Source organism: Vibrio sp. R11-SG3-ISO9 (genome assembly GCF_059834255.1).
In genome coordinates, this window is sequence record NZ_JCBDGU010000025.1 from 72,259 (window position 1) to 91,300 (window position 19,042).

A 19,042-nucleotide genomic window follows, 5' to 3' on the forward strand; every position below is an offset into this window, starting at 1 on the left:
CCGTAAGGTTACTACTCTGTCATTGATTTGTTAATTCAAGTATAGTGTCGCGTTGAAAATGCCACTTTTTTTTAAAATCAGCAAGCGGAAATAAAGTTCTGAATAGTCTGAGTTTCTTTTTCTGATTTGGGTGGCATTACGACGTGAGTCGTGTTGGAAGTAAAGTGTAGTAAATAAGAAATTGGAAGCATGCAAATGAGCCAAGAAAAGCAGCTTGAACAAAACTACAACTATACGGTCGTCCGTCAGTTCACCTTAGTAACTATTCTTTGGGGTATTGTCGGTATGGGCGTTGGTGTTTTGATTGCCGCTCAATTAGTTTGGCCACAGCTAAACTTTGATACGCCGTGGCTGACGTACAGTCGTTTACGTCCCCTGCATACTAATGCGGTTATTTTTGCGTTCGGTACAAGTGCCCTGTTTGCAACATCATATTATGTTGTACAACGCACCTGTCAGACGCGTCTCTTTGGTGGCCCTCTCGTAGCCTTCACCTTCTGGGGTTGGCAAGCGATTATTCTGTCCGCTGCAATTACTTTACCGTTAGGTTTAACCTCTGGTAAAGAATACGCAGAACTAGAATGGCCAATCGATATCGCTATCACGCTTGTGTGGGTAGCTTATGCGGTCGTGTTCTTCGGAACCATGATTAAGCGTAAGACGTCGCACATCTACGTAGCAAACTGGTTCTTCGGAGCCTTCATTATCACGGTTGCCGTGTTGCACATCGTTAACAGCCTAGCTGTTCCTGTATCTGCGTTTAAATCGTACTCGATTTACTCAGGTGCTATCGATGCAATGGTACAATGGTGGTACGGTCACAACGCGGTAGGCTTCCTGTTAACAGCTGGTTTCCTAGGTATGATGTACTACTTCGTACCTAAGCAAGCTGAACGCCCTGTTTATTCTTACCGTCTATCGATTGTTCACTTCTGGGCTCTAGTGTCTCTGTATATCTGGGCTGGTCCTCACCACCTACACTACACAGCACTACCTGACTGGACTCAATCTCTAGGTATGGTTATGTCTCTTGTTCTATTCGCTCCTTCTTGGGGTGGTATGATCAACGGTATCATGACTCTATCTGGTGCGTGGCATAAGCTACGTTATGACCCTATCTTACGTTTCCTAATCGTATCTCTATCTTTCTACGGCATGTCGACTTTCGAAGGCCCGATGATGGCTATTAAGACGGTTAACGCACTATCTCACTACACTGACTGGACTATCGGTCACGTACACTCTGGTGCATTAGGTTGGGTTGCAATGGTTTCTATCGGTTCTGTTTACCACTTAGTTCCTAAGCTATTTGGTCAAGAACGTATGTACTCTGTATCTCTGATCAATGTTCACTTCTGGTTGGCAACAATCGGTACTGTTTTCTACATCGTAGCAATGTGGATTTCAGGTGTGATGCAAGGTCTGATGTGGCGTGCAGTTAACTCTGACGGTACGTTGACTTACAGCTTCGTTGAATCTGTAGAAGCATCTTACCCATTCTACTTTGTACGTTTCCTAGGTGGTTTCATCTTCCTAAGCGGTATGTTCTTAATGGCATACAACACGTACAAAACTGTTACAGCACCAAAAGCTAGCTTAAAAGCTATCGCGCAACCGGCTTAAGGAGATTTAAGAATGAGCTCAAATTCAAATAATCGCCATGAGTTGGTAGAAAAAAACGTTGGCTTGCTAGCAATCCTGATCGTTATCGCAATCAGCTTCGGTGCTCTTGTAGAGATCACTCCTCTTATCTTCCAAAAGCAGACAACTGAACCTGTGGATAACCTACGTGTTTACTCTGCTCTTGAGATGGAAGGTCGTGACATCTACATCCGTGAAGGTTGTAACGTATGTCACAGCCAAATGATTCGTCCATTCCGTTCTGAGACTGAGCGTTACGGCCACTACTCTGTAGCTGGTGAAAGCGTTTGGGAACACCCATTCCTATGGGGCTCTAAGCGTACTGGTCCGGATCTAGCGCGTGTTGGTGACCGTTACTCTGACGAGTGGCACCGTGTTCACCTAATTGACCCTCGTGAACTTGTTCCAGAGTCAAACATGCCTGGTTTCCCATGGCTTGAAGACAATGTACTTGATGGCAAATTGACGCAGCAGAAGCTTGAACTCTTCCGCAACCAATTTGGCGTTCCTTACACAGACGAACAGATTGCTAACGCGAAGCAAGATGTTGAAGGCAAAACAGAGATGGATGCAATCATTGCTTACCTTCAATCTCTTGGCCACGCAATGAAATAAGGAATGACTATGGACATTATTACATTTCAAAGCGTTTGGACTGTGACCGTTTTTGCTTGTTTTATCGGCATCGTTTGGTGGGCATTTGGCAAGAATCGTAAATCTCGTTTCGAAGACGATGCAAACCTAGTTTTTGCGGATGAAGCTGAAACGAGTTCAAAAGAACAAGGAGTGACTAAGTAATGAGTACATTCTGGAGTATCTGGGTTTCCGTAATTACTATCGGTACACTCATTGGTTGTGCGGTTTTACTTCGCTCATGCTTCTCGAACAAAACGGGTATTGAAGAAGGTGATGACATGGGTCATGAATACGATGGTATTCGTGAGCTAAACAACCCTCTTCCGAAGTGGTGGACTTACCTATTTATCGGCACGCTTGTGTTCGCGGTAATCTACTTCATCCTTTATCCAGGTTTAGGTAACTTTAAAGGTGTTCTAGGTTGGACGAGTTCTGACCAGACCGTTACTTCGGTAGCACAATCTCGTGCTTCTGTAGTTGACGCTCAACAGAACAAGCGACTAGACCAATATGCGAAAGAGCTAGACGACGCTAATAACTACTTTGGCGAAGCGTTTAACCAACTTGCATACGACGATAACGGTCTTCGTTCTATCCCTGATATCGCATCAGACTCTGAAGCAATTAAAGTAGGTCAACGTCTGTTCCTACAAAACTGTTCTCAGTGTCACGGTTCAGATGCACGTGGTCAGAAAGGTTTCCCTAACCTAACTGATGATGCTTGGCTATACGGCGGTGAGCCGGAAGCGATCCTGACGACAGTACTACACGGTCGTGTTGGTCAAATGCCAGGTTGGAAAGACGCTCTTGGCGAAGAAGGCGTAAAAGAAGTAGTTAGCTACACTCTTAGCCTTTCTGGTCGTAGCGTTAACGCTCGTGAAGCTGAAGCCGGTAAAGCTCGTTTCGTAGTGTGTGCAGCGTGTCACGGTACAGATGGTAAAGGTAACCCTGCTGTAGGCGCACCTGACCTTACTGACCGCGATTGGTTGTTCGGCGATTCTCGCGCAGATGTAACAGAAACTGTAATGTACGGCCGTTCTGGTGTAATGCCAGCATGGAAGGACATTCTAGGTGAAGAAAAAGTTCAACTAGTTTCTGCATATGTGTGGAGCTTAAGCAACTCAGATAATAAGTAACATTTCAATAACAGCCCCTTTCTTAGGGGCTGTCTTTCCTTTATTTTATAAACACTTCTTTTTATTCTTTTTCGAGATCTTTTTTATGGTAAAGCCTTGGTATAAACAGTTTTGGCCGTGGTTCTTAATCGCGTTGCCTGCGACAGTTGTGGTCTGGACGATCTTAACGGTTATTGTATTTACACAAAACTCTGTCGACTTAGTGACTGAGGATTACTATAAAAAAGGGAAAGGCATTAATGTCGATATCTCTAAAGTTAACGTAGCAAAAGAGCTAGGCCTGTCAGCAGATATTTCTGAGCGTGGCGAGTCAATCATCATCTCACTAGATAAAGGCAAACTAGAGCACTTCCCTGCGATCAGTGCCATGTTTGTTCACCGTACTCTTCCTGACCGTGATTTCACGCAGTTGCTTACAGCAAACGCTCAAGGCGATTATGTGCTCAACACGCAGCATGAAATTGAAGGTCCTTGGTTCATTGAATTGACGCCACATAACGAAGAATGGTTGGTGCAAGGCCGTATTACCTTCCCTCTAGAAAACAAAATCAAGCTAGAGAACTAAAGTATGAGTGAATCCTGTTATCACTGCGGTGAAGATGTACCAGCGGAAACGGATTTTAAAGTAGAAATATTAGGCTCTATACGTCCAATGTGTTGCCCGGGCTGCGAAACCGTAGCCCAAACCATCGTTGATAGTGGCTTAGTCTCCTACTACCAGTATCGTACCGCTCCGGCTGAAAAAGCTGATCTTGTCCCAGAACAATTGCTTGCACTGAGTCATTACGACAATGAAGATGTGCAACTTGAGTTTGTTCGTAACTCAGAAAATACCTCTGAAGTGACATTGTCACTAGAAGGGGTCTCTTGTGCAGCTTGTGCGTGGCTGATTGAGAAGCAAGTTTCCTCTCAAGATGGTGTTTATGGTATCCGTGTCAACACGACAACCAACCGTGCCCTACTTAGCTGGGACAATACCAAGACGAAACTAAGTGAACTGCTGTCAGCCATTCATACTCTTGGCTACAAAGCTGCGCCTTTTGAGGCAGACCAGCAAGAAGCTGCGTACCATCGCTCGATGAAGAACTACTTGTACCGCTTGGGCGTTGCTGGTTTGGCGACGATGCAAGTGATGATGCTCGCGGTCGCACTCTACCTTGAAGTATTCGGCAACCTTGAGCCTGAATTTAAACATTACTTCCGTTGGGTTAGCTTGATCTTCGCTACACCGGTTCTTCTCTATTCTGCTCTACCTTTCTACATTAATGCTTGGCGCAGTATTAAAGGTCGAACTCTCGGCATGGACGTACCCGTGTCGATCGCCCTATTGTTCGCTTATGTTGCGAGCTTGGTGGCTACAGTCACAGAGCAAGGTGAAGTCTTCTTCGAATCTATCTCTATGTTTACGTTCTTCCTGCTGTTAGGACGATTCCTAGAGATGCGGGCACGTCGCAAAGCCGCTGCGGCGAGTGGTAACCTGCTTAAACTCGTACCAGCGATGGCGACGACATTAGATGGCGAACAGATTCCTGTTAAGACGCTAAAAGTCGGCGACAAAATTCGCGTATTACCAGGCGAACATATTCCTGCAGACGGTATCGTACTTTCTGGCCGCGTTCACATTGACGAGTCAATGTTGACGGGTGAATCAATCCATGTGGTTAAAAACCAAGGCGATTCTGTTTTCGCAGGTACCTTGAATGGTGATGAGTCTTTTGAGCTAGAAGTTAAAAGCTCTAAGGCCGACTCGGTTATCTCAAATATTGTTCGTTTGCAAGATGAAGCGCAGCTCTCTAAGCCGCGTATTGCAGAAATTGCAGATATTGTTGCGCGTTACTTCGTTGCCGTGATTCTGATTATCTCTTTTGGCACCTGGTTGTATTGGCATCAAACCAAACCAGAAGATGCGTTCTGGATCATGCTGTCAGTACTGGTAGCGACCTGTCCTTGTGCATTATCTCTTGCTACGCCAACGGCAATCACTTGTTCAACTTCGCGTATGGGTAACTTCGGCATCCTGCTACGTAAAGGACATGTATTTGAGACACTGTGTAAAGTGAACCACCTTATCATCGATAAAACGGGTACACTGACCGAAGGCGATATCCGTATTAGCCAAACTGAAACGCATGCAGAGCTAGATAAAGATATTTGTCTACAAATCGCAGCAAGCCTCGAACAACACGCTAACCACCCTATCGCTAAGGCGTTTAAAGCCTTCGAATCTGACGACATAAAAGTAGAATCAGTGAACAACGTGATTGGCTCAGGTATTACTGGTGAATGGGATGGTCACAAAGTGGCTATCGGCAGTAGTGAGTTTATTCTTGGCCAGGCGCAGAATGATCAGAGTAACGGCATCTATCTTTCTCTGGATGACAAACATATCGCCACCTTTGTGTACGAAGACCCAATCCGTAAAGAGAGTATTGAGTTCATTCAGAAGTTTAAAGAAGCGGGTATTAAGACCACTCTTTTAACAGGTGATTCTCTGGTGAACGCCAAACCTGTTGCAGAAGAGATCGGTATCACTGATATCGTGGCGAATGCGAAACCAGAAGATAAGCTTGCTTACCTTAACTCTCGTGACGATAAAGACATCACTATGATGGTAGGCGATGGTATCAACGACGCCCCTATTCTTGCTGGTGCTCATCTCTCTGTTGCTATGGGTGGTGGTACAGACGTAGCCAAAGCATCGGCTGATATGGTTTTATTGGGTGATAAGCTAGATAGACTACTTCAATCACGTAAGTTGGCATTGAAAACGCGTAAAATCATCCGTGAAAACTTAGCGTGGTCATTAGGGTATAATCTACTTATACTGCCGCTTGCGGTTGCTGGCCTCGTCGCACCGTATATCGCTGTAGTTGGCATGTCAGCGAGTTCTATTATTGTAGTGTCTAACTCATTAAGACTTCTAAAAGAGCAAGGTAAATAATGGAAAGCTTATACATACTCATTCCTATCGCTATCGTCTTAGTGTGTATTGCAGTCGGCATCTTTTTGTGGGCTGTGAAAAGTGAACAATTTGAAGATCTAGAACGTCAAGGTCACAACATTTTGTTCGATGAAGACGCGAACGATCCTTCTTCAAAGAAACAACCAAGTAGCAAGAAATGACACCTGATTGGATTGGTGCCTTTGTTGTCGGCTTAATTGGCGCTGGCCACTGCATGGGAATGTGCGGTGGTATTGCGTCAATACTCTCTATCGGTACTCAAAAGCCTTCTCCTATTACGCCGGTTCTATATAACTTCGGACGTTTATTAAGTTATATGGTGATCGGTGGTTTGATTGGCGGCGCAGTTTCGTCATTAGGACAACTAAGCGATTTCAACGCGGCATTAGCTTGGTTAAGACTTGTCGCTGCGGTGTTTATGATCGTTCTGGCGTTGTACATCGGTAAATGGTGGTTCGGGCTTTTAGCGTTTGAAAAAGTCGGGCAGCGTTTATGGCGCTACGTCTCTCCTATTGGACAATCTCTACTTCCTCTTAAACACCCAAGCCATGCTCTGCCATTTGGCTTTGTATGGGGCTGGCTTCCTTGCGGCCTGGTTTACTCTATGTTGACTTGGGCAGCGGTCTCTGGAAGTTGGCTCAACGGTGCGGGAATTATGCTTGCGTTTGGCCTAGGGACATTGCCAGCAATGCTTACCGTTGGCTTTGGCACAGGCTTTCTCAAGAAGCTGCAACAAGCTGACTTATTCAGGCAGTGTGGTGCAATTTTGATCCTTTTGTACGGTCTATTTACAGCTTACCAAGCCATTCAGCTCATTATTTATACCGTATAGCAATGCTTTAAATGCGGTTTTTTTGCTATCCTTTAGTCTTAAGGGATGCTAAAATATTGACGTATATCAAATAGTGAAAGATTGTTATGATTTCTGAAAAGCCTGTGACGAAACGTGTTCAGTCTGGTGGCTGTGCAATCCACTGCCAGGATTGTAGTATTAGCCAGCTGTGTATCCCATTTACTTTGAGTGAATCTGAACTGGATCAACTAGATCAGATCATCGAACGAAAAAAGCCTATTCAAAAAGGCCAAGAGCTATTTAAAGCGGGTGACGAGCTTAAGTCTCTTTACGCGATACGCTCTGGTACCATCAAAAGCTACACGATTACTGAGCAAGGTGACGAGCAAATCACTGCATTCCACCTCGCGGGTGATTTAGTAGGCTTTGATGCAATTACTGGCGATTTACACCCTAGCTTTGCACAAGCGCTAGAGACATCGATGGTATGTGAAATCCCATACGAAATCCTAGACGACTTATCAGGTAAGATGCCAAAGCTTCGCCAACAGATCATGCGTTTAATGAGTAACGAGATCAAAGGTGACCAAGAAATGATCCTGCTTCTTTCTAAGAAGAACGCAGAAGAGCGTCTTGCAGCATTCCTTTACAACTTGTCTACTCGTTTCTCTCAACGTGGCTTCAGCCCTCGTGAGTTCCGTCTAACGATGACTCGTGGTGATATCGGTAACTACTTAGGCCTTACGGTCGAAACCATCAGCCGTCTATTAGGTCGCTTCCAGAAAGCGGATATCCTAAGCGTTAAAGGTAAGTACATCACCATCGAAGATCACGATGCACTGATGGAACTGGCTGGCGTTTCTAAAGAATAGTTCTAAATATCAATGATGTAGTTCAATAATGAGCTACATCATGTTTCTCTCCAAAAACCTCCTATATTTCTCTTAATCTCTTTATAACTACGCTACATTGTTTATATGTCCAGTCTGAAAAGTAGGCTTAGTTATGAGTATCTATAACAAAATCTTAGTGGTCGCCGATATCAATCATGATGAGCAACCTGCCCTAGTTCGCGCTATTCAACTTGCTAAAAAAAGCACTTCAAAAAGCCACGTTACTTTCTTTCTTTCCATTTACGATTTCTCCTATGACATGACATCAATGCTCTCTGCTGACGAGCGTGACGCGATGCGTAAAGGTGTGATTCATCAACGTGAGATCTGGATGAATAAAGTGGCTGAGCCATACCTAGATGACACTATCGAATTCAACGTTAAAGTTGTGTGGCATAACCGCCCATATGAAGCGATTATCGCTGAGGTATTTAGTGGTGAGCACGACATCCTAATCAAAGGCACTCGCAAACACGATACACTTGAGTCGGTTATCTTTACTCCGACCGATTGGCACTTGTTGCGTAAATGTCCAAGCCCAGTCTTGTTAGTTAAAAACGAATACTGGCCAGATGACGCGAAGATTTATGCGTCTGTTCATGTCGGTTCTGAAACAGAATCACACCTAGAGCTCAACGATGCGATGGTTGATCGTCTATTAGAGATTACTGGTCGATTAGACGCTCAGCCTTACTTAGTTAACGCCTACCCTGTGACTCCAGCCAACATTACTATTGAGCTGCCTGAGTTTGATCCGACGTCGTACACTGATGCCGTTCGCGGTCATCATTTAACAGCCATGAAAGCGCTGCGTCAGAAACACGGTATGTGTGAAGAGCAGACAATCGTAGAGCAAGGCTTACCTGAAGATATCATTCCTAAGGTGGCTGCAGAGAACAACGCAGCAATGGTGATTTTGGGTACGACAGGTCGTACTGGGCTTTCTGCTGTGTTTATTGGTAACACTGCTGAGCATGTGATCGATAAAATCAATTGTGACGTCTTGGCATTGAAACCTGCTGGATTTATTAGCCCACTCGATCCACATACCTCGAGCTAAACTTTATCAATCATTAAAAAAGCGCCTCTAGTCTAACTAGAGGCGCTTTTTTATCTTTATTTCTAACGTAAATGCTAGATGTTAGTTACGTCGATGAACATTGACTCATCGATGTTAGAAAATGAGATTTCAGCTTCTTGGAATTCGTACTCTTCACGCTCGCCGCTACGGTCTAGTGGAAGGTTTACGAAGTCAAACAGTTCGCGGTCAGCCAGTTGGCTTGGGCTAACGTTTTGGATTGATTTGAAGATCTTCTCAACACGGCCTGGAGTTTTCTTATCCCAGTCAATCAGCATCGCTTTAATAGATTGACGTTGTAGGTTCTCTTGCGAGCCACACAGGTTACAAGGGATGATTGGGAACTCTTTGTGTTCAGCGTATTTGATTAGGTCCGTTTCACGACAGTAAGTCAGTGGACGAATAACAACGTTACGGCCATCATCAGAACGTAGTTTAGGTGGCATAGCCTTTAGACGAGCGCCGTGGAACATGTTAAGGAACATTGTTTCAACGATGTCATCCATGTGGTGACCAAGGGCGATCTTAGTTGCGCCGATCTTCTCTGCGAATGAGTACAAAGTACCACGGCGCAGACGAGAGCACAGGCCACACGTTGTTTTACCTTCTGGGATCTTCTCTTTAACTACTGAGTACGTGTCTTTATCTACGATGTAGTAAGGAATGTTCAGCGTTTCAAAGTACTCAGGAAGAATATGCTCAGGGAAGCCAGGTTGTTTTTGGTCTAGGTTTACTGCGACAACATCAAATTTGATTGGCGCTGCTTCACGTAAACGTAGCAGGATGTCTAGCATAGCGAATGAGTCTTTACCGCCACTAATACAGGCCATTACTACGTCATTTTCTTCGATCATGTTGTAGTCGATGATGGCATTTCCAACATTTCTTCTTAGGCGCTTTTGAAGCTTGTTGAATTCGTGGATTTCTTTTCTGTTATCGTTTTGGTTCATTGCTATTCTCATACTGCCGGGATCACCGACTGTCGATTGCTAGGTGGTATGTTTTAGGGCGTGGATTATACGGATTTTTATTTAAGGTTGAAATAGTCAACGCGAGATAACCTCACCTCTTATTGACAATACTGTTCTATATCAATCAGATTCAAACAAAAACAGCAAGCGATGTGCTTGCTGTTTTGCCTAAACGTTAGAGCCCGATTTACTTGTCAGCTGGAATATATGGCAACACTCGTAACGTTGGTTCTGGCAGTGTAAAGCTGCTCGCGCCGTCGAGTTCTGCAATGGTAAAGCGAGCGCGACCTTGCTCAATTGCTATTGTTTTGCCATTTGAAAGGCTGATTTCACTATCGAGTTGATTTGGGAATTCCAGTGTTACACCTTCAATATCAGGTGTGAACCAACTAGAAAACATACCGCTGAGGTCTTCTAACATGGTCTGCATTTGCGGTAGAAGTGTTTCTATATCGCTAACCTGTACTTCGCCTTGTAGTGGCTCTTTGGTCATGACTACGAGTGAGTATGCGCACTCTTCTTCTGTTGTATGAACGAAGATTAAAGGGTTCGCTGAACGCAAGTTTTTGTCGATAGGAATCAGAAGCTCATTACCTGAAGAAACCTCTAGATCTTCGTAGTGCTCTTCTTTTTCCATCCAAGACTTACGAATGTGACAAGTCGTATTGTTGGCCTGATCTACAAAAAACACAGCAACCTTTACGTCTTCGTGACCTTCTTTAAGGTTGTTCTTAAGTTGCGTGTAGAGTTTTGAATAGGTGAACATGTACTCTTGGGCAGCAGCGGGCAGAGACAGCCCAAGACTCAATGAGGCTAGAATAGCAAGCGTCGTCTTTTTCATGGTACTTCTTATAATTGTTGAGCTAGGAAACAAAAAAAAGCAGCGTTAACCAGCTGCTCTTTGTTCATTTAATCGGTTATTTGACCCAGTATACCTTGTTGTGGCGTATCATGGCTTGTAAATCAGTCACATAGTCGGCACCACGTTCAGAATATTTCAATAAACCTTCGGTTAGCTTAGTCGCAGCATCAAAAGTTAATAGGTCTGCGCCTTTGTTGGCCAGTTCCGTTCTGATACCGCGTAGGTCTTGATAGGCTTTATTTCTATTTAAGTTCATGAAATAACGGTGAACAGACTCTTGGCTAGAAGAGAATTTCGCCACTTCATGGGTGCTCCCTTCGTTACGTTGTAATGGCACAAGACCACACCCTTTGCTGTAGCACCAATGCCCAAAGTAGTTGTTTGCTTCGGTCGCGAATCGAGATGTACCCCAAGCAGACTCATTGGCTGCTTGCGTCAGAACGAGTGCTTCTGGGAGCACGTTTACTCGGTTCAGCATCTCTTTCAACCACGCTTCATCAATACCTGCAGTTGGTAGCGGTAAGCTGTAGAGCTTGGCTAACCTTTTCGCGTACGCTTTGTCTTCCGCATCAGCTTCTGAGCTTCCCTTATCGGCAAGGCTTTCTAAGAATGCTCGTTCTTTGGAAATACGGCGGTTTTCAAGATTGATACTTGGACGTAAATAGTCGAAGAAGGCTTTTTTCTTCGCGTTGGTATCTTCAATTGCAGCGAAGTTAGGCTTCCCTGATGGTAACTCCAATTTTGGGATAACATTTGTCGCCTTTGCTTCAGTTTTCTCGATAGATGCCTTTCTACGTTCCTCTTCCTCATTATAGAGGTAAGGACCAACTAAGGAGACCGAGCCTACCAAAGCTAAAGCCGTAACCTTGAGTGCAAGAGAACGGCCTTTTTGTGCTGAATCTGAACTATGCATCGAAAACCTGTGAGTCGTTGTTATTGTCGTCATCGCCTTTTGGCTTATCTGAAGCGATAAGTTTTAGTTTGATGCCGAACATTTCACGATACAGAATGCCTTTCACATGGAAGAAGAAAGGTAAAACGAAAATCAAGCCAATGCCGTATAACATTGCGGCCGCAATAAACATCAGCATCACCATCAGGTAAATCGCAGCAACCGTGAATATTTTTTTGTTCACTGCGCGTAGTGACAGCAGTAAAGATTGCATCGGCGGGACTTTCTTATCACAGATAAGCAGGATTGAATGAGTGAAGGCTAAAGAGAAGTAAATCGACAAGAACGGCAGAATCATACCTGCAATCCCCTGCAGCATTAAGCTAAATAGTGTTGCTAGGATCACTGGTACCGTGAATTGCAATCCTTTACCGATATGGCGCAGTTTGGTGTTTAAACCCGCAGCGTGGCTCATGGCCATTAGACTGATGCCTGCGTATACCGGTGCGCTGATAACTTCGTAGCTAAAATTAGCAATGAAAATCGATTCAACGATCTGTGGTGTAAATGCTTCAGGATCAATGACCGCATCAAGGATGATACCTGGGTCACCAAGCTGTAACTTGAGAGCGATATAAAAGATAGCAAGCTGGACAAACATTAAAGCAATAATGGCTGGCGAGAAGTTCAAGAAGTGACTAATCGTATGCTTCCAAGCTTCTTGGAAAACAGCTGTCGCTTTCAGTTCGTAATCCCCAGAAAGTGCTCTGTCTATACTGCCGCCTAAATTAAAGTCTTTTTCGATGTCATTATTCATAGTGATACCTAGGTGCGCTAGCGAATTCGAAGCCACCTAACTTATTGATAAAAAATTGGCTTCATTATACTCATATGTCGAGTGCAAACTAAAACTTGATTCTGTAACAAGGCTTGCTTTTGTGCGTTAATGGTTAATAATTAAACACTTATTTATGCAGAAATGCCTCAAATATCAGTATGGTAAAGGATGTTTACTTTTACCTGCGAAATTTTTTATCAACCAATGATAAAAAATGCTTTGAATTCACGATTTTGGTGATTATGATGCGCGCCTTAAAAGTGTGTAGCAACAGGTCTTGAAAAGGACCAAGGTGGAGAAAAACAGACGTTGAACGCTAAACAATCAGTAGGAAAGCCAGTAGTACAACTCACTGGTATTAGTAAAAGTTTCGATGGTAAGGAAGTCATCGGCAATCTTGATCTAAATGTCAATCACGGTGAGTTCCTCACCATCTTAGGCCCATCCGGTTGTGGTAAAACCACAGTACTAAGAATGATTGCGGGTTTTGAAACGGCAGATAGTGGTCAAATCCTATTAGCTGACCAAAATGTTACCCAAGTTCCTGCTGAACAAAGGCATGTAAACACTGTTTTCCAGAGCTACGCCCTATTCCCACATATGACTGTCTTCGACAATGTGGCATTTGGTCTACGTATGCAGAAAGTTCCGAGCGCCGAGATTGAACCTCGCGTAATGGAAGCTTTGAAAATGGTACGCCTAGAACAGATGGCGCAGCGAAAACCACACCAACTCTCTGGTGGTCAGCAGCAACGTATCGCGATTGCGCGCGCAGTTGTTAATAAGCCTAAAGTTCTACTGCTGGATGAATCTCTATCGGCGCTGGATTACAAACTCCGTAAACAGATGCAGATTGAGCTTAAGCAGCTTCAGCGTCAACTTGGTATTACGTTCATCTTTGTAACGCATGACCAAGAAGAAGCACTATCGATGTCCGACCGTATTATCGTTATGCGAGACGGCGTTATCGAGCAAGATGGTACGCCACGTGAAATCTACGAAGAGCCTAAAAACCTATTCGTTGCGCGTTTCATTGGTGAGATCAACGTGTTCGAAGCAACCGCAATTTCTCGTCAAGACGAAAAGCGCATCGTGGCAAAGATTGAAGGTGAAGACTCTATTATCTATCACGATAAAGAGATCACTGAAGGACAAAAGCTGCAAGTTCTATTAAGACCTGAAGACCTTCGAATCGAAGAGATCAAAGAGTCTGAGCAGCGTGGCATTGTTGGCCACATTATCGAGCGTACCTATAAAGGCATGACATTGGATTCAGTTGTTGAACTGGAATCTGGTATGCGCGTAATGGTAAGCGAATTCTTCAACGAAGATGACCCAGATGTTGATCACTCACTGGGCCAAAAAGTTGCTGTAACTTGGGTTGAGAGCTGGGAAGTGGTGCTAGAAGATGAGCAAGAAGTTTAATTTACAAAACGCCATTATCGCTTTAATCACAGGTTGGCTTGTTATTTTCGTGATGATTCCAAACATCATGATCATTGGTACAAGCTTTCTAACTAGAGATGAAGCGAACCTTATCGAGATGACATTCACGCTCGATAACTATGTTCGTTTAGCTGACCCACTGTACTTTAAAGTCTTAGCGCATTCGTTCTACATGGCGATTGTGGCAACCCTACTTTGTTTAGTGATTGGTTACCCATTCGCTTACATCGTAGCGAAAATGCCGGCTAAATGGCGCCCTATCATGCTGTTCTTGGTGATTGTTCCTTTTTGGACAAACTCACTGATTCGTACTTACGGCTTGAAGATTGTGTTGGGTACTCAAGGCGTGTTGAATAAAAGCTTGATGGCGTTAGAAATCATCGATAAACCGATGCGTATTATGTATACCGAAACCGCAGTAATGATCGGCTTGGTATACATCCTATTACCATTCATGATTCTGCCACTCTACTCTGCGATTGAGAAGTTGGACGATACCTACATTGAAGCGGCAAAAGATTTGGGGGCGAGTAAGTTACAGACCCTACTTAAAGTCATTTTGCCTCTAACAATGCCAGGTATTATTGGCGGCTGTTTGCTTGTTCTTTTACCAGCGTTAGGTATGTTCTACATTTCTGACCTACTAGGCGGCGCGAAGAACCTACTGATTGGTAACGTGATTAAGAGCCAGGTACTGAATGCCCGAGATTGGCCGTTTGGTGCGGCAACCAGTATCGCGCTAACGGCAGCAATGGCTGTGATGCTTTATGCCTACTATCGTGCAGGCAAGCTATTGAATAAGAAGGTGGAGCTAGACTAATGGGTCGCACAGTTAAGTTCAGCTTTATGACATTGGTATATGGTTTTCTATATCTACCAATCATCGTATTAATCGCAAACTCGTTTAATGCGAACAAATTTGGCATGAAATGGGGCGGCTTCACCACCAAGTGGTATGACGCACTCATAAATAATGACAGCCTTATGCAGGCAGCATGGCACTCTCTCAATGTGGCTGTATTCTCTGCAACAGCGGCGACAATCGTTGGCAGCCTAACGGCGGTGGCACTATTCCGATACCAGTTCAAAGGTAAAGGTGTCGTAAACACAATGCTTTTTGTGGTGATGATGTCGCCAGATATTGTTATGGCAATCTCGTTACTGGCTCTGTTTTTGGTAATGGGCGTACAGCTTGGGTTCTTTACCCTACTCGCGGCTCATATTACCTTCTGTCTACCGTTTGTCGTGGTGACAGTGTACAGTCGCTTGAATGGCTTTGATGTCAAAATGCTGGAAGCAGCAAAAGACTTGGGCGCGAGTGAGTGGACGATCTTGAAACAGATCATTCTTCCGCTAGCGAAACCTGCTGTTGCTGCGGGTTGGTTACTGAGCTTCACGCTATCGCTTGATGACGTGATTATCAGCTCATTTGTGACTGGTCCAACATATGAAATCTTACCATTGAAGATTTATTCAATGGTGAAAGTGGGAATTTCACCAGAGGTTAATGCCCTTGCAACGGTTATGCTTGTGGTCTCTTTGATACTAGTTGTTGCTTCTCAACTGCTAGCAAGAGAGAAGATCAAGTAAACCTCACGTGTTATTCATAAACAGAATGGTGAAATCGCCATTCTGTTTTTCTATCTACTGCCTTTTAGGCAACGTTTAGTTCGGAGCTAACGTCAATGAAAAAATGGGCTACTTTATTAGCTGGTAGTGCATGTGCGCTTTCTATGTTTTCTGCGTCTGTATCTGCAGAAGAGAACAAAGAATTAGTGTTTATGAACTGGGGTCCTTACATCAACAGTGAGATCTTAGAGAAGTTCACAAACGAAACAGGTATTAAGGTTATCTACTCTACCTATGAGTCGAACGAAACCTTATACGCAAAGCTAAAAACGCATAACAAAGGCTATGACCTTGTTGTGCCATCAACCTACTTCGTGTCTAAAATGCGCGATGAAGGTATGCTACAAAAAATTGATAAGTCTAAGTTAAGTAACTTCACTAACCTAGATACTAATTACCTAGACAAGCCGTACGATCCAAACAACGACTACTCTATTCCTCACGTTGTTGCGATCACTGGTCTTGCTGTTAATACAGATATGTATGACCCAGAAGAATTCCAAAGCTGGGCAGACTTATGGAAGCCTGAGCTTGAAGGCCAATTGATGATGATGGATGATACGCGTGAAGTGTTCCACATTGCTCTTCGCAAGCTAGGTTACTCAGGCAACACAACGGACGAAAAGCAAATCGACGAAGCTTACGCTGAATTACAAAAGCTGATGCCGAATGTACTTGTGTTTAACTCTGATAACCCAGGTGCCCCATACATGTCTGGTGAAGTTGGTCTAGGTATGCTTTGGAACGGTTCTGCTGCTGCTGCTCAAAATGAAGGCTTACCAATTAAACTGGTATTTCCGAAAGAAGGTGGTATCGGCTGGGTAGATAACTTTGCTATCAGCTCTGGCGCTGTGAACGTGGAAGCAGCACATAAGATGATCGACTTCCTACTGCGCCCTGAGATTGCAGAGCAGATCTCTCGTGACACTGGCTACCTAACCGCAGTAAAAGCATCGAACGAGAAGTTCAAAGATAGCCCTGCGCTGTTCCCTTCTCAAGAAGATCTAGACCGCGTTGAATGGCAAGCGGCTGTTGGTGACAAAACCGTGAAATATGAAGAGTATTTCATGAAGTTGAAAGCCGGCCAGTAAGGTCTATAATAATTTCAATGCAATAGGCAGCTTAGGCTGCCTATTTTCGTATTAGACTGCTATAATCCGACGCGATTTTTATAAATCGATTCACATTGGGTCCGCAACCCAGATTCAAATCAAACAAATGAACGGAACAGTAATGAAAAAAACACTGTATACCGGCGCATTGTGTGCTGCTACCTTACTTTCAACTCCTTCTTTCGCAGCTGACCAAGAACTGTACTTTTACAACTGGTCTGAATACATCCCTAACGAAGTGTTAGAGGACTTCACTGAAGAGACTGGAATTAAAGTTATCTACTCTACCTACGAGTCTAACGAAAGCATGTACGCTAAGTTAAAAACTCAAGGTTCAGGTTACGACCTAGTTGTACCTTCTACTTACTTCGTATCTAAGATGCGTAAAGAAGGCATGCTTCAAGAGCTAGACAAATCTAAGCTAACTCACTTTGCTGATTTGGATCCAAACTACTTGGACAAACCATTTGACCCAAGCAACAGCTACTCTATCCCATATATCTGGGGTGCTACGGGTATTGGCATTAACTCAGACATGCTAGACAAGTCTTCTGTTAAATCATGGGATGACCTATGGGATACACAGTGGGAAGGTCAGCTGATGATGATGGACGACTCTCGTGAAGTGTTCCACATTGCTCTAACAAAGCTGGGTTACTCTCCAAACACAACTAACCCAGATGAAATCAAAGCGGCTTACGAAGAGCTGAAGAAGCTAATGCCAAATGTATTGGTGTTCAACTCAGATTTCCCAGCAAACCCTTACCTAGCAGGTGAAGTTTCTCTAGGTATGCTTTGGAACGGCTCTGCATACATGGCTCGTCAAGAAGGTGCAACAATTGACATCATCTGGCCAGAGAAAGGCGCAATCTTCTGGATGGACAGCCTAGCGATTCCATCAGGCGCGAAAAACGTAGATGCGGCACACAAGATGATCGACTTCCTACTACGCCCTGAAAACGCAGCAAAAATTGCTCTAGAAATTGGCTACCCAACGCCAGTTAAAACGGCATACCCTCTTCTACCGAAAGAGTTTGCTGAAGACCAGAACGTTTTCCCACCACAATCTGTAATGGACAACGGTTTTTGGCAAGACGAAGTGGGTGAAGCGAGCGTTATTTATGACGAGTACTTCCAAAAACTAAAAGTAAACAACTAGTTTACTTTTAAATGAATATGAAAGCGGCGTTGGCCGCTTTCTTTTTATCTAAACTTTATATAGGATAAAAATAAACAACACGAAGTGCGATTTAATATGAAGGCAAACCCTATACTATTGATTGTCACTCTAATGCTACTAGGCTCCTTTGTGATGCTTGGCTTGAGCTCTGTGACAGACATAGATTCAAACTACGACTTATTCTTTGAAACCAATACACTGATCATCGTAATTTATGTCTATGCTGTTGCTCGAAAAGCGATACTCCCTCATAAGATCTTGCACTTCGGTGCTCTGCTCCTTATTTTCAACCTTTGTTATGACGTCGCAACAGAACTCGAGAGGCTTGATGAATGGGCAGACCGCCATGAACTCATTGATACTTTTCTTGAAGATGGTTTACTGCAGATCGCGTTTTTGCTTATCGCGATTGGTATTACCCAACTCACCTCCTCCATTAAAGCTCAGAGCCACATTGATGAGTTGACGGGCCTGTTTAATCGAAAGAAATTCGACACAATTACACTCGCCGAGTTCGATGTTATCTATCTGGACCTTGATGGCCTAAAACGCGTGAATGATTTAAAAGGTCATAATGTAGGTGATCTCATGATTGTGCGCTTCTCTCAGGTACTTCGCCAAGCTGCGGTTCAGGACGAGTTACTATTTCGAATTGGTGGTGACGAGTTTGTCGTGGTTGCACTCAAAGGACGTAGCGCTGAATTTATAGATCAGGTTGTCAATCTGCTTCACGGCGAAAATATTGATTTTTCATATGGTGTAGCCCCTGCGACACAAGACACTTTTCAACAGGCCTTGGTTGCGTCAGACAAAGCGATGTACACAATGAAAAAGGCCAAGCACAGCTTGAAGAGTGTTTAATTTGCTGTAGAAGGAGCTTCGTTATAAGACAAAACACAAGTTTGTTTTTGCTCTGTAACTCGCACTTCGTGTGAACTATTGCTTGAGTCTCTGTTGGTTATGCTAGTCTTTT

The 19,042-nt window shown here is 44.0% G+C and carries 20 protein-coding genes; 16 read left to right on the plus strand and 4 right to left on the minus strand.

What is annotated here, in order from left to right; genetic code table 11:
- Positions 1-195 precede the first annotated feature (195 nt).
- The 10 genes from ccoN (at position 196) to uspE (ending at position 9,121) form a co-directional block, all read left to right on the plus strand.
- A complete protein-coding gene (ccoN, locus tag AC6R05_RS07630; protein ID WP_172974229.1) occupies positions 196-1,623 on the plus strand; it encodes a cytochrome-c oxidase, cbb3-type subunit I in 1,428 nt (475 codons plus the stop codon).
- Positions 1,624-1,635: 12 nt separating this feature from the next.
- On the plus strand, positions 1,636-2,256 hold the full coding sequence (gene ccoO / locus AC6R05_RS07635; RefSeq protein WP_032549072.1) for a cytochrome-c oxidase, cbb3-type subunit II: 621 nt from the start codon (positions 1,636-1,638) through the stop codon (positions 2,254-2,256).
- Between the two features lie 9 nt (positions 2,257-2,265).
- On the plus strand, positions 2,266-2,439 hold the full coding sequence (locus AC6R05_RS07640) for a CcoQ/FixQ family Cbb3-type cytochrome c oxidase assembly chaperone (RefSeq protein WP_032549071.1): 174 nt from the start codon (positions 2,266-2,268) through the stop codon (positions 2,437-2,439).
- Positions 2,439-3,413, plus strand: coding sequence for a cytochrome-c oxidase, cbb3-type subunit III (ccoP, locus tag AC6R05_RS07645; protein WP_032549070.1), 975 nt, complete (start codon positions 2,439-2,441; stop codon positions 3,411-3,413). Before AC6R05_RS07640 ends, ccoP begins: the two co-directional genes overlap by 1 nt.
- An 85-nt stretch (positions 3,414-3,498) precedes the next feature.
- Complete coding sequence (locus AC6R05_RS07650) at positions 3,499-3,978, plus strand: FixH family protein (protein WP_150872410.1); 480 nt, start codon at positions 3,499-3,501, stop codon at positions 3,976-3,978.
- A gap of 3 nt (positions 3,979-3,981) precedes the next feature.
- Positions 3,982-6,354: a heavy metal translocating P-type ATPase gene (locus AC6R05_RS07655; protein ID WP_500647042.1), complete on the plus strand. Its 2,373-nt coding sequence runs from the start codon at positions 3,982-3,984 to the stop codon at positions 6,352-6,354.
- On the plus strand, positions 6,354-6,536 hold the full coding sequence (ccoS, locus tag AC6R05_RS07660) for a cbb3-type cytochrome oxidase assembly protein CcoS (RefSeq protein ID WP_032549067.1): 183 nt from the start codon (positions 6,354-6,356) through the stop codon (positions 6,534-6,536). The genes AC6R05_RS07655 and ccoS overlap by 1 nt, the downstream gene beginning before the upstream one ends.
- Complete coding sequence (locus AC6R05_RS07665; protein ID WP_500647043.1) at positions 6,533-7,207, plus strand: sulfite exporter TauE/SafE family protein; 675 nt, start codon at positions 6,533-6,535, stop codon at positions 7,205-7,207. Before ccoS ends, AC6R05_RS07665 begins: the two co-directional genes overlap by 4 nt.
- 86 nt (positions 7,208-7,293) lie before the next feature.
- Positions 7,294-8,040, plus strand: coding sequence for a fumarate/nitrate reduction transcriptional regulator Fnr (gene fnr / locus AC6R05_RS07670; RefSeq protein WP_032549065.1), 747 nt, complete (start codon positions 7,294-7,296; stop codon positions 8,038-8,040).
- A 133-nt stretch (positions 8,041-8,173) separates the two neighbouring features.
- Positions 8,174-9,121: a universal stress protein UspE gene (uspE, locus tag AC6R05_RS07675; RefSeq protein WP_500647044.1), complete on the plus strand. Its 948-nt coding sequence runs from the start codon at positions 8,174-8,176 to the stop codon at positions 9,119-9,121.
- 74 nt (positions 9,122-9,195) lie between these two features.
- Here the strand turns inward: uspE and ttcA are convergent, their stop codons facing one another.
- The 4 genes from ttcA to AC6R05_RS07695 form a co-directional block, all read right to left on the minus strand.
- The gene (gene ttcA, locus AC6R05_RS07680; protein ID WP_500647045.1) at positions 9,196-10,089 is read right to left on the minus strand and encodes a tRNA 2-thiocytidine(32) synthetase TtcA; all 894 of its coding nucleotides are present in this window, start codon (positions 10,087-10,089) and stop codon (positions 9,196-9,198) included.
- 208 nt (positions 10,090-10,297) lie between these two features.
- A complete protein-coding gene (locus AC6R05_RS07685) occupies positions 10,298-10,951 on the minus strand; it encodes a DUF2987 domain-containing protein (protein ID WP_032549061.1) in 654 nt (217 codons plus the stop codon).
- 76 nt (positions 10,952-11,027) lie between these two features.
- Positions 11,028-11,885 carry a glucosaminidase domain-containing protein gene (locus tag AC6R05_RS07690; protein ID WP_500647046.1) on the minus strand — a complete coding sequence of 286 codons (858 nt, stop codon included), beginning with the start codon at positions 11,883-11,885 and terminating at the stop codon, positions 11,028-11,030.
- Positions 11,878-12,681 carry a DUF2189 domain-containing protein gene (locus AC6R05_RS07695; RefSeq protein WP_032549058.1) on the minus strand — a complete coding sequence of 268 codons (804 nt, stop codon included), beginning with the start codon at positions 12,679-12,681 and terminating at the stop codon, positions 11,878-11,880. The genes AC6R05_RS07690 and AC6R05_RS07695 overlap by 8 nt, the downstream gene beginning before the upstream one ends.
- A 330-nt stretch (positions 12,682-13,011) precedes the next feature.
- On the opposite strand from AC6R05_RS07695, the gene potA reads away from it, so the two are divergent.
- The 6 genes from potA to AC6R05_RS07725 all read left to right on the plus strand — a co-directional run bounded on the left by potA (position 13,012) and on the right by AC6R05_RS07725 (position 18,930).
- Entirely contained in the window at positions 13,012-14,127 is a 1,116-nt protein-coding gene (potA, locus tag AC6R05_RS07700; protein ID WP_032549057.1) for a spermidine/putrescine ABC transporter ATP-binding protein PotA, read from the plus strand.
- Entirely contained in the window at positions 14,111-14,968 is an 858-nt protein-coding gene (gene potB, locus AC6R05_RS07705; RefSeq protein ID WP_500647047.1) for a spermidine/putrescine ABC transporter permease PotB, read from the plus strand. Before potA ends, potB begins: the two co-directional genes overlap by 17 nt.
- Positions 14,968-15,738, plus strand: coding sequence for a spermidine/putrescine ABC transporter permease PotC (gene potC, locus AC6R05_RS07710; protein ID WP_032549054.1), 771 nt, complete (start codon positions 14,968-14,970; stop codon positions 15,736-15,738). The genes potB and potC overlap by 1 nt, the downstream gene beginning before the upstream one ends.
- A 95-nt stretch (positions 15,739-15,833) precedes the next feature.
- Positions 15,834-16,868 (plus strand): extracellular solute-binding protein, encoded by a 1,035-nt coding sequence (locus AC6R05_RS07715; protein ID WP_032549053.1) that lies wholly within the window; start codon positions 15,834-15,836, stop codon positions 16,866-16,868.
- 142 nt (positions 16,869-17,010) lie between these two features.
- Complete coding sequence (locus AC6R05_RS07720) at positions 17,011-18,048, plus strand: extracellular solute-binding protein (RefSeq protein WP_150872425.1); 1,038 nt, start codon at positions 17,011-17,013, stop codon at positions 18,046-18,048.
- A gap of 96 nt (positions 18,049-18,144) precedes the next feature.
- Positions 18,145-18,930, plus strand: coding sequence for a GGDEF domain-containing protein (locus AC6R05_RS07725; protein WP_032549050.1), 786 nt, complete (start codon positions 18,145-18,147; stop codon positions 18,928-18,930).
- The last annotated feature ends 112 nt before the right edge of the window (positions 18,931-19,042 follow it).

Excerpts from the sequence above, each read along its gene's own strand:
- ccoS (WP_032549067.1), top strand. The coding sequence starts at position 6,354 with ATGGAAAGCTTATACATACTCATTCCTATCGCTATCGTCTTAGTGTGT.
- ttcA (WP_500647045.1), bottom strand. The coding sequence starts at position 10,089 with ATGAACCAAAACGATAACAGAAAAGAAATCCACGAATTCAACAAGCTT.
- fnr (WP_032549065.1), top strand. The coding sequence starts at position 7,294 with ATGATTTCTGAAAAGCCTGTGACGAAACGTGTTCAGTCTGGTGGCTGT.
- AC6R05_RS07685 (WP_032549061.1), bottom strand. The coding sequence starts at position 10,951 with ATGAAAAAGACGACGCTTGCTATTCTAGCCTCATTGAGTCTTGGGCTG.
- AC6R05_RS07690 (WP_500647046.1), bottom strand. The coding sequence starts at position 11,885 with ATGCATAGTTCAGATTCAGCACAAAAAGGCCGTTCTCTTGCACTCAAG.
- AC6R05_RS07650 (WP_150872410.1), top strand. The coding sequence starts at position 3,499 with ATGGTAAAGCCTTGGTATAAACAGTTTTGGCCGTGGTTCTTAATCGCG.
- potB (WP_500647047.1), top strand. The coding sequence starts at position 14,111 with ATGAGCAAGAAGTTTAATTTACAAAACGCCATTATCGCTTTAATCACA.
- ccoN (WP_172974229.1), top strand. The coding sequence starts at position 196 with ATGAGCCAAGAAAAGCAGCTTGAACAAAACTACAACTATACGGTCGTC.
- ccoO (WP_032549072.1), top strand. The coding sequence starts at position 1,636 with ATGAGCTCAAATTCAAATAATCGCCATGAGTTGGTAGAAAAAAACGTT.
- AC6R05_RS07640 (WP_032549071.1), top strand. The coding sequence starts at position 2,266 with ATGGACATTATTACATTTCAAAGCGTTTGGACTGTGACCGTTTTTGCT.
- AC6R05_RS07715 (WP_032549053.1), top strand. The coding sequence starts at position 15,834 with ATGAAAAAATGGGCTACTTTATTAGCTGGTAGTGCATGTGCGCTTTCT.
- AC6R05_RS07725 (WP_032549050.1), top strand. The coding sequence starts at position 18,145 with ATGAAGGCAAACCCTATACTATTGATTGTCACTCTAATGCTACTAGGC.
- AC6R05_RS07655 (WP_500647042.1), top strand. The coding sequence starts at position 3,982 with ATGAGTGAATCCTGTTATCACTGCGGTGAAGATGTACCAGCGGAAACG.
- uspE (WP_500647044.1), top strand. The coding sequence starts at position 8,174 with ATGAGTATCTATAACAAAATCTTAGTGGTCGCCGATATCAATCATGAT.
- potC (WP_032549054.1), top strand. The coding sequence starts at position 14,968 with ATGGGTCGCACAGTTAAGTTCAGCTTTATGACATTGGTATATGGTTTT.
- AC6R05_RS07720 (WP_150872425.1), top strand. The coding sequence starts at position 17,011 with ATGAAAAAAACACTGTATACCGGCGCATTGTGTGCTGCTACCTTACTT.
- ccoP (WP_032549070.1), top strand. The coding sequence starts at position 2,439 with ATGAGTACATTCTGGAGTATCTGGGTTTCCGTAATTACTATCGGTACA.
- AC6R05_RS07695 (WP_032549058.1), bottom strand. The coding sequence starts at position 12,681 with ATGAATAATGACATCGAAAAAGACTTTAATTTAGGCGGCAGTATAGAC.
- AC6R05_RS07665 (WP_500647043.1), top strand. The coding sequence starts at position 6,533 with ATGACACCTGATTGGATTGGTGCCTTTGTTGTCGGCTTAATTGGCGCT.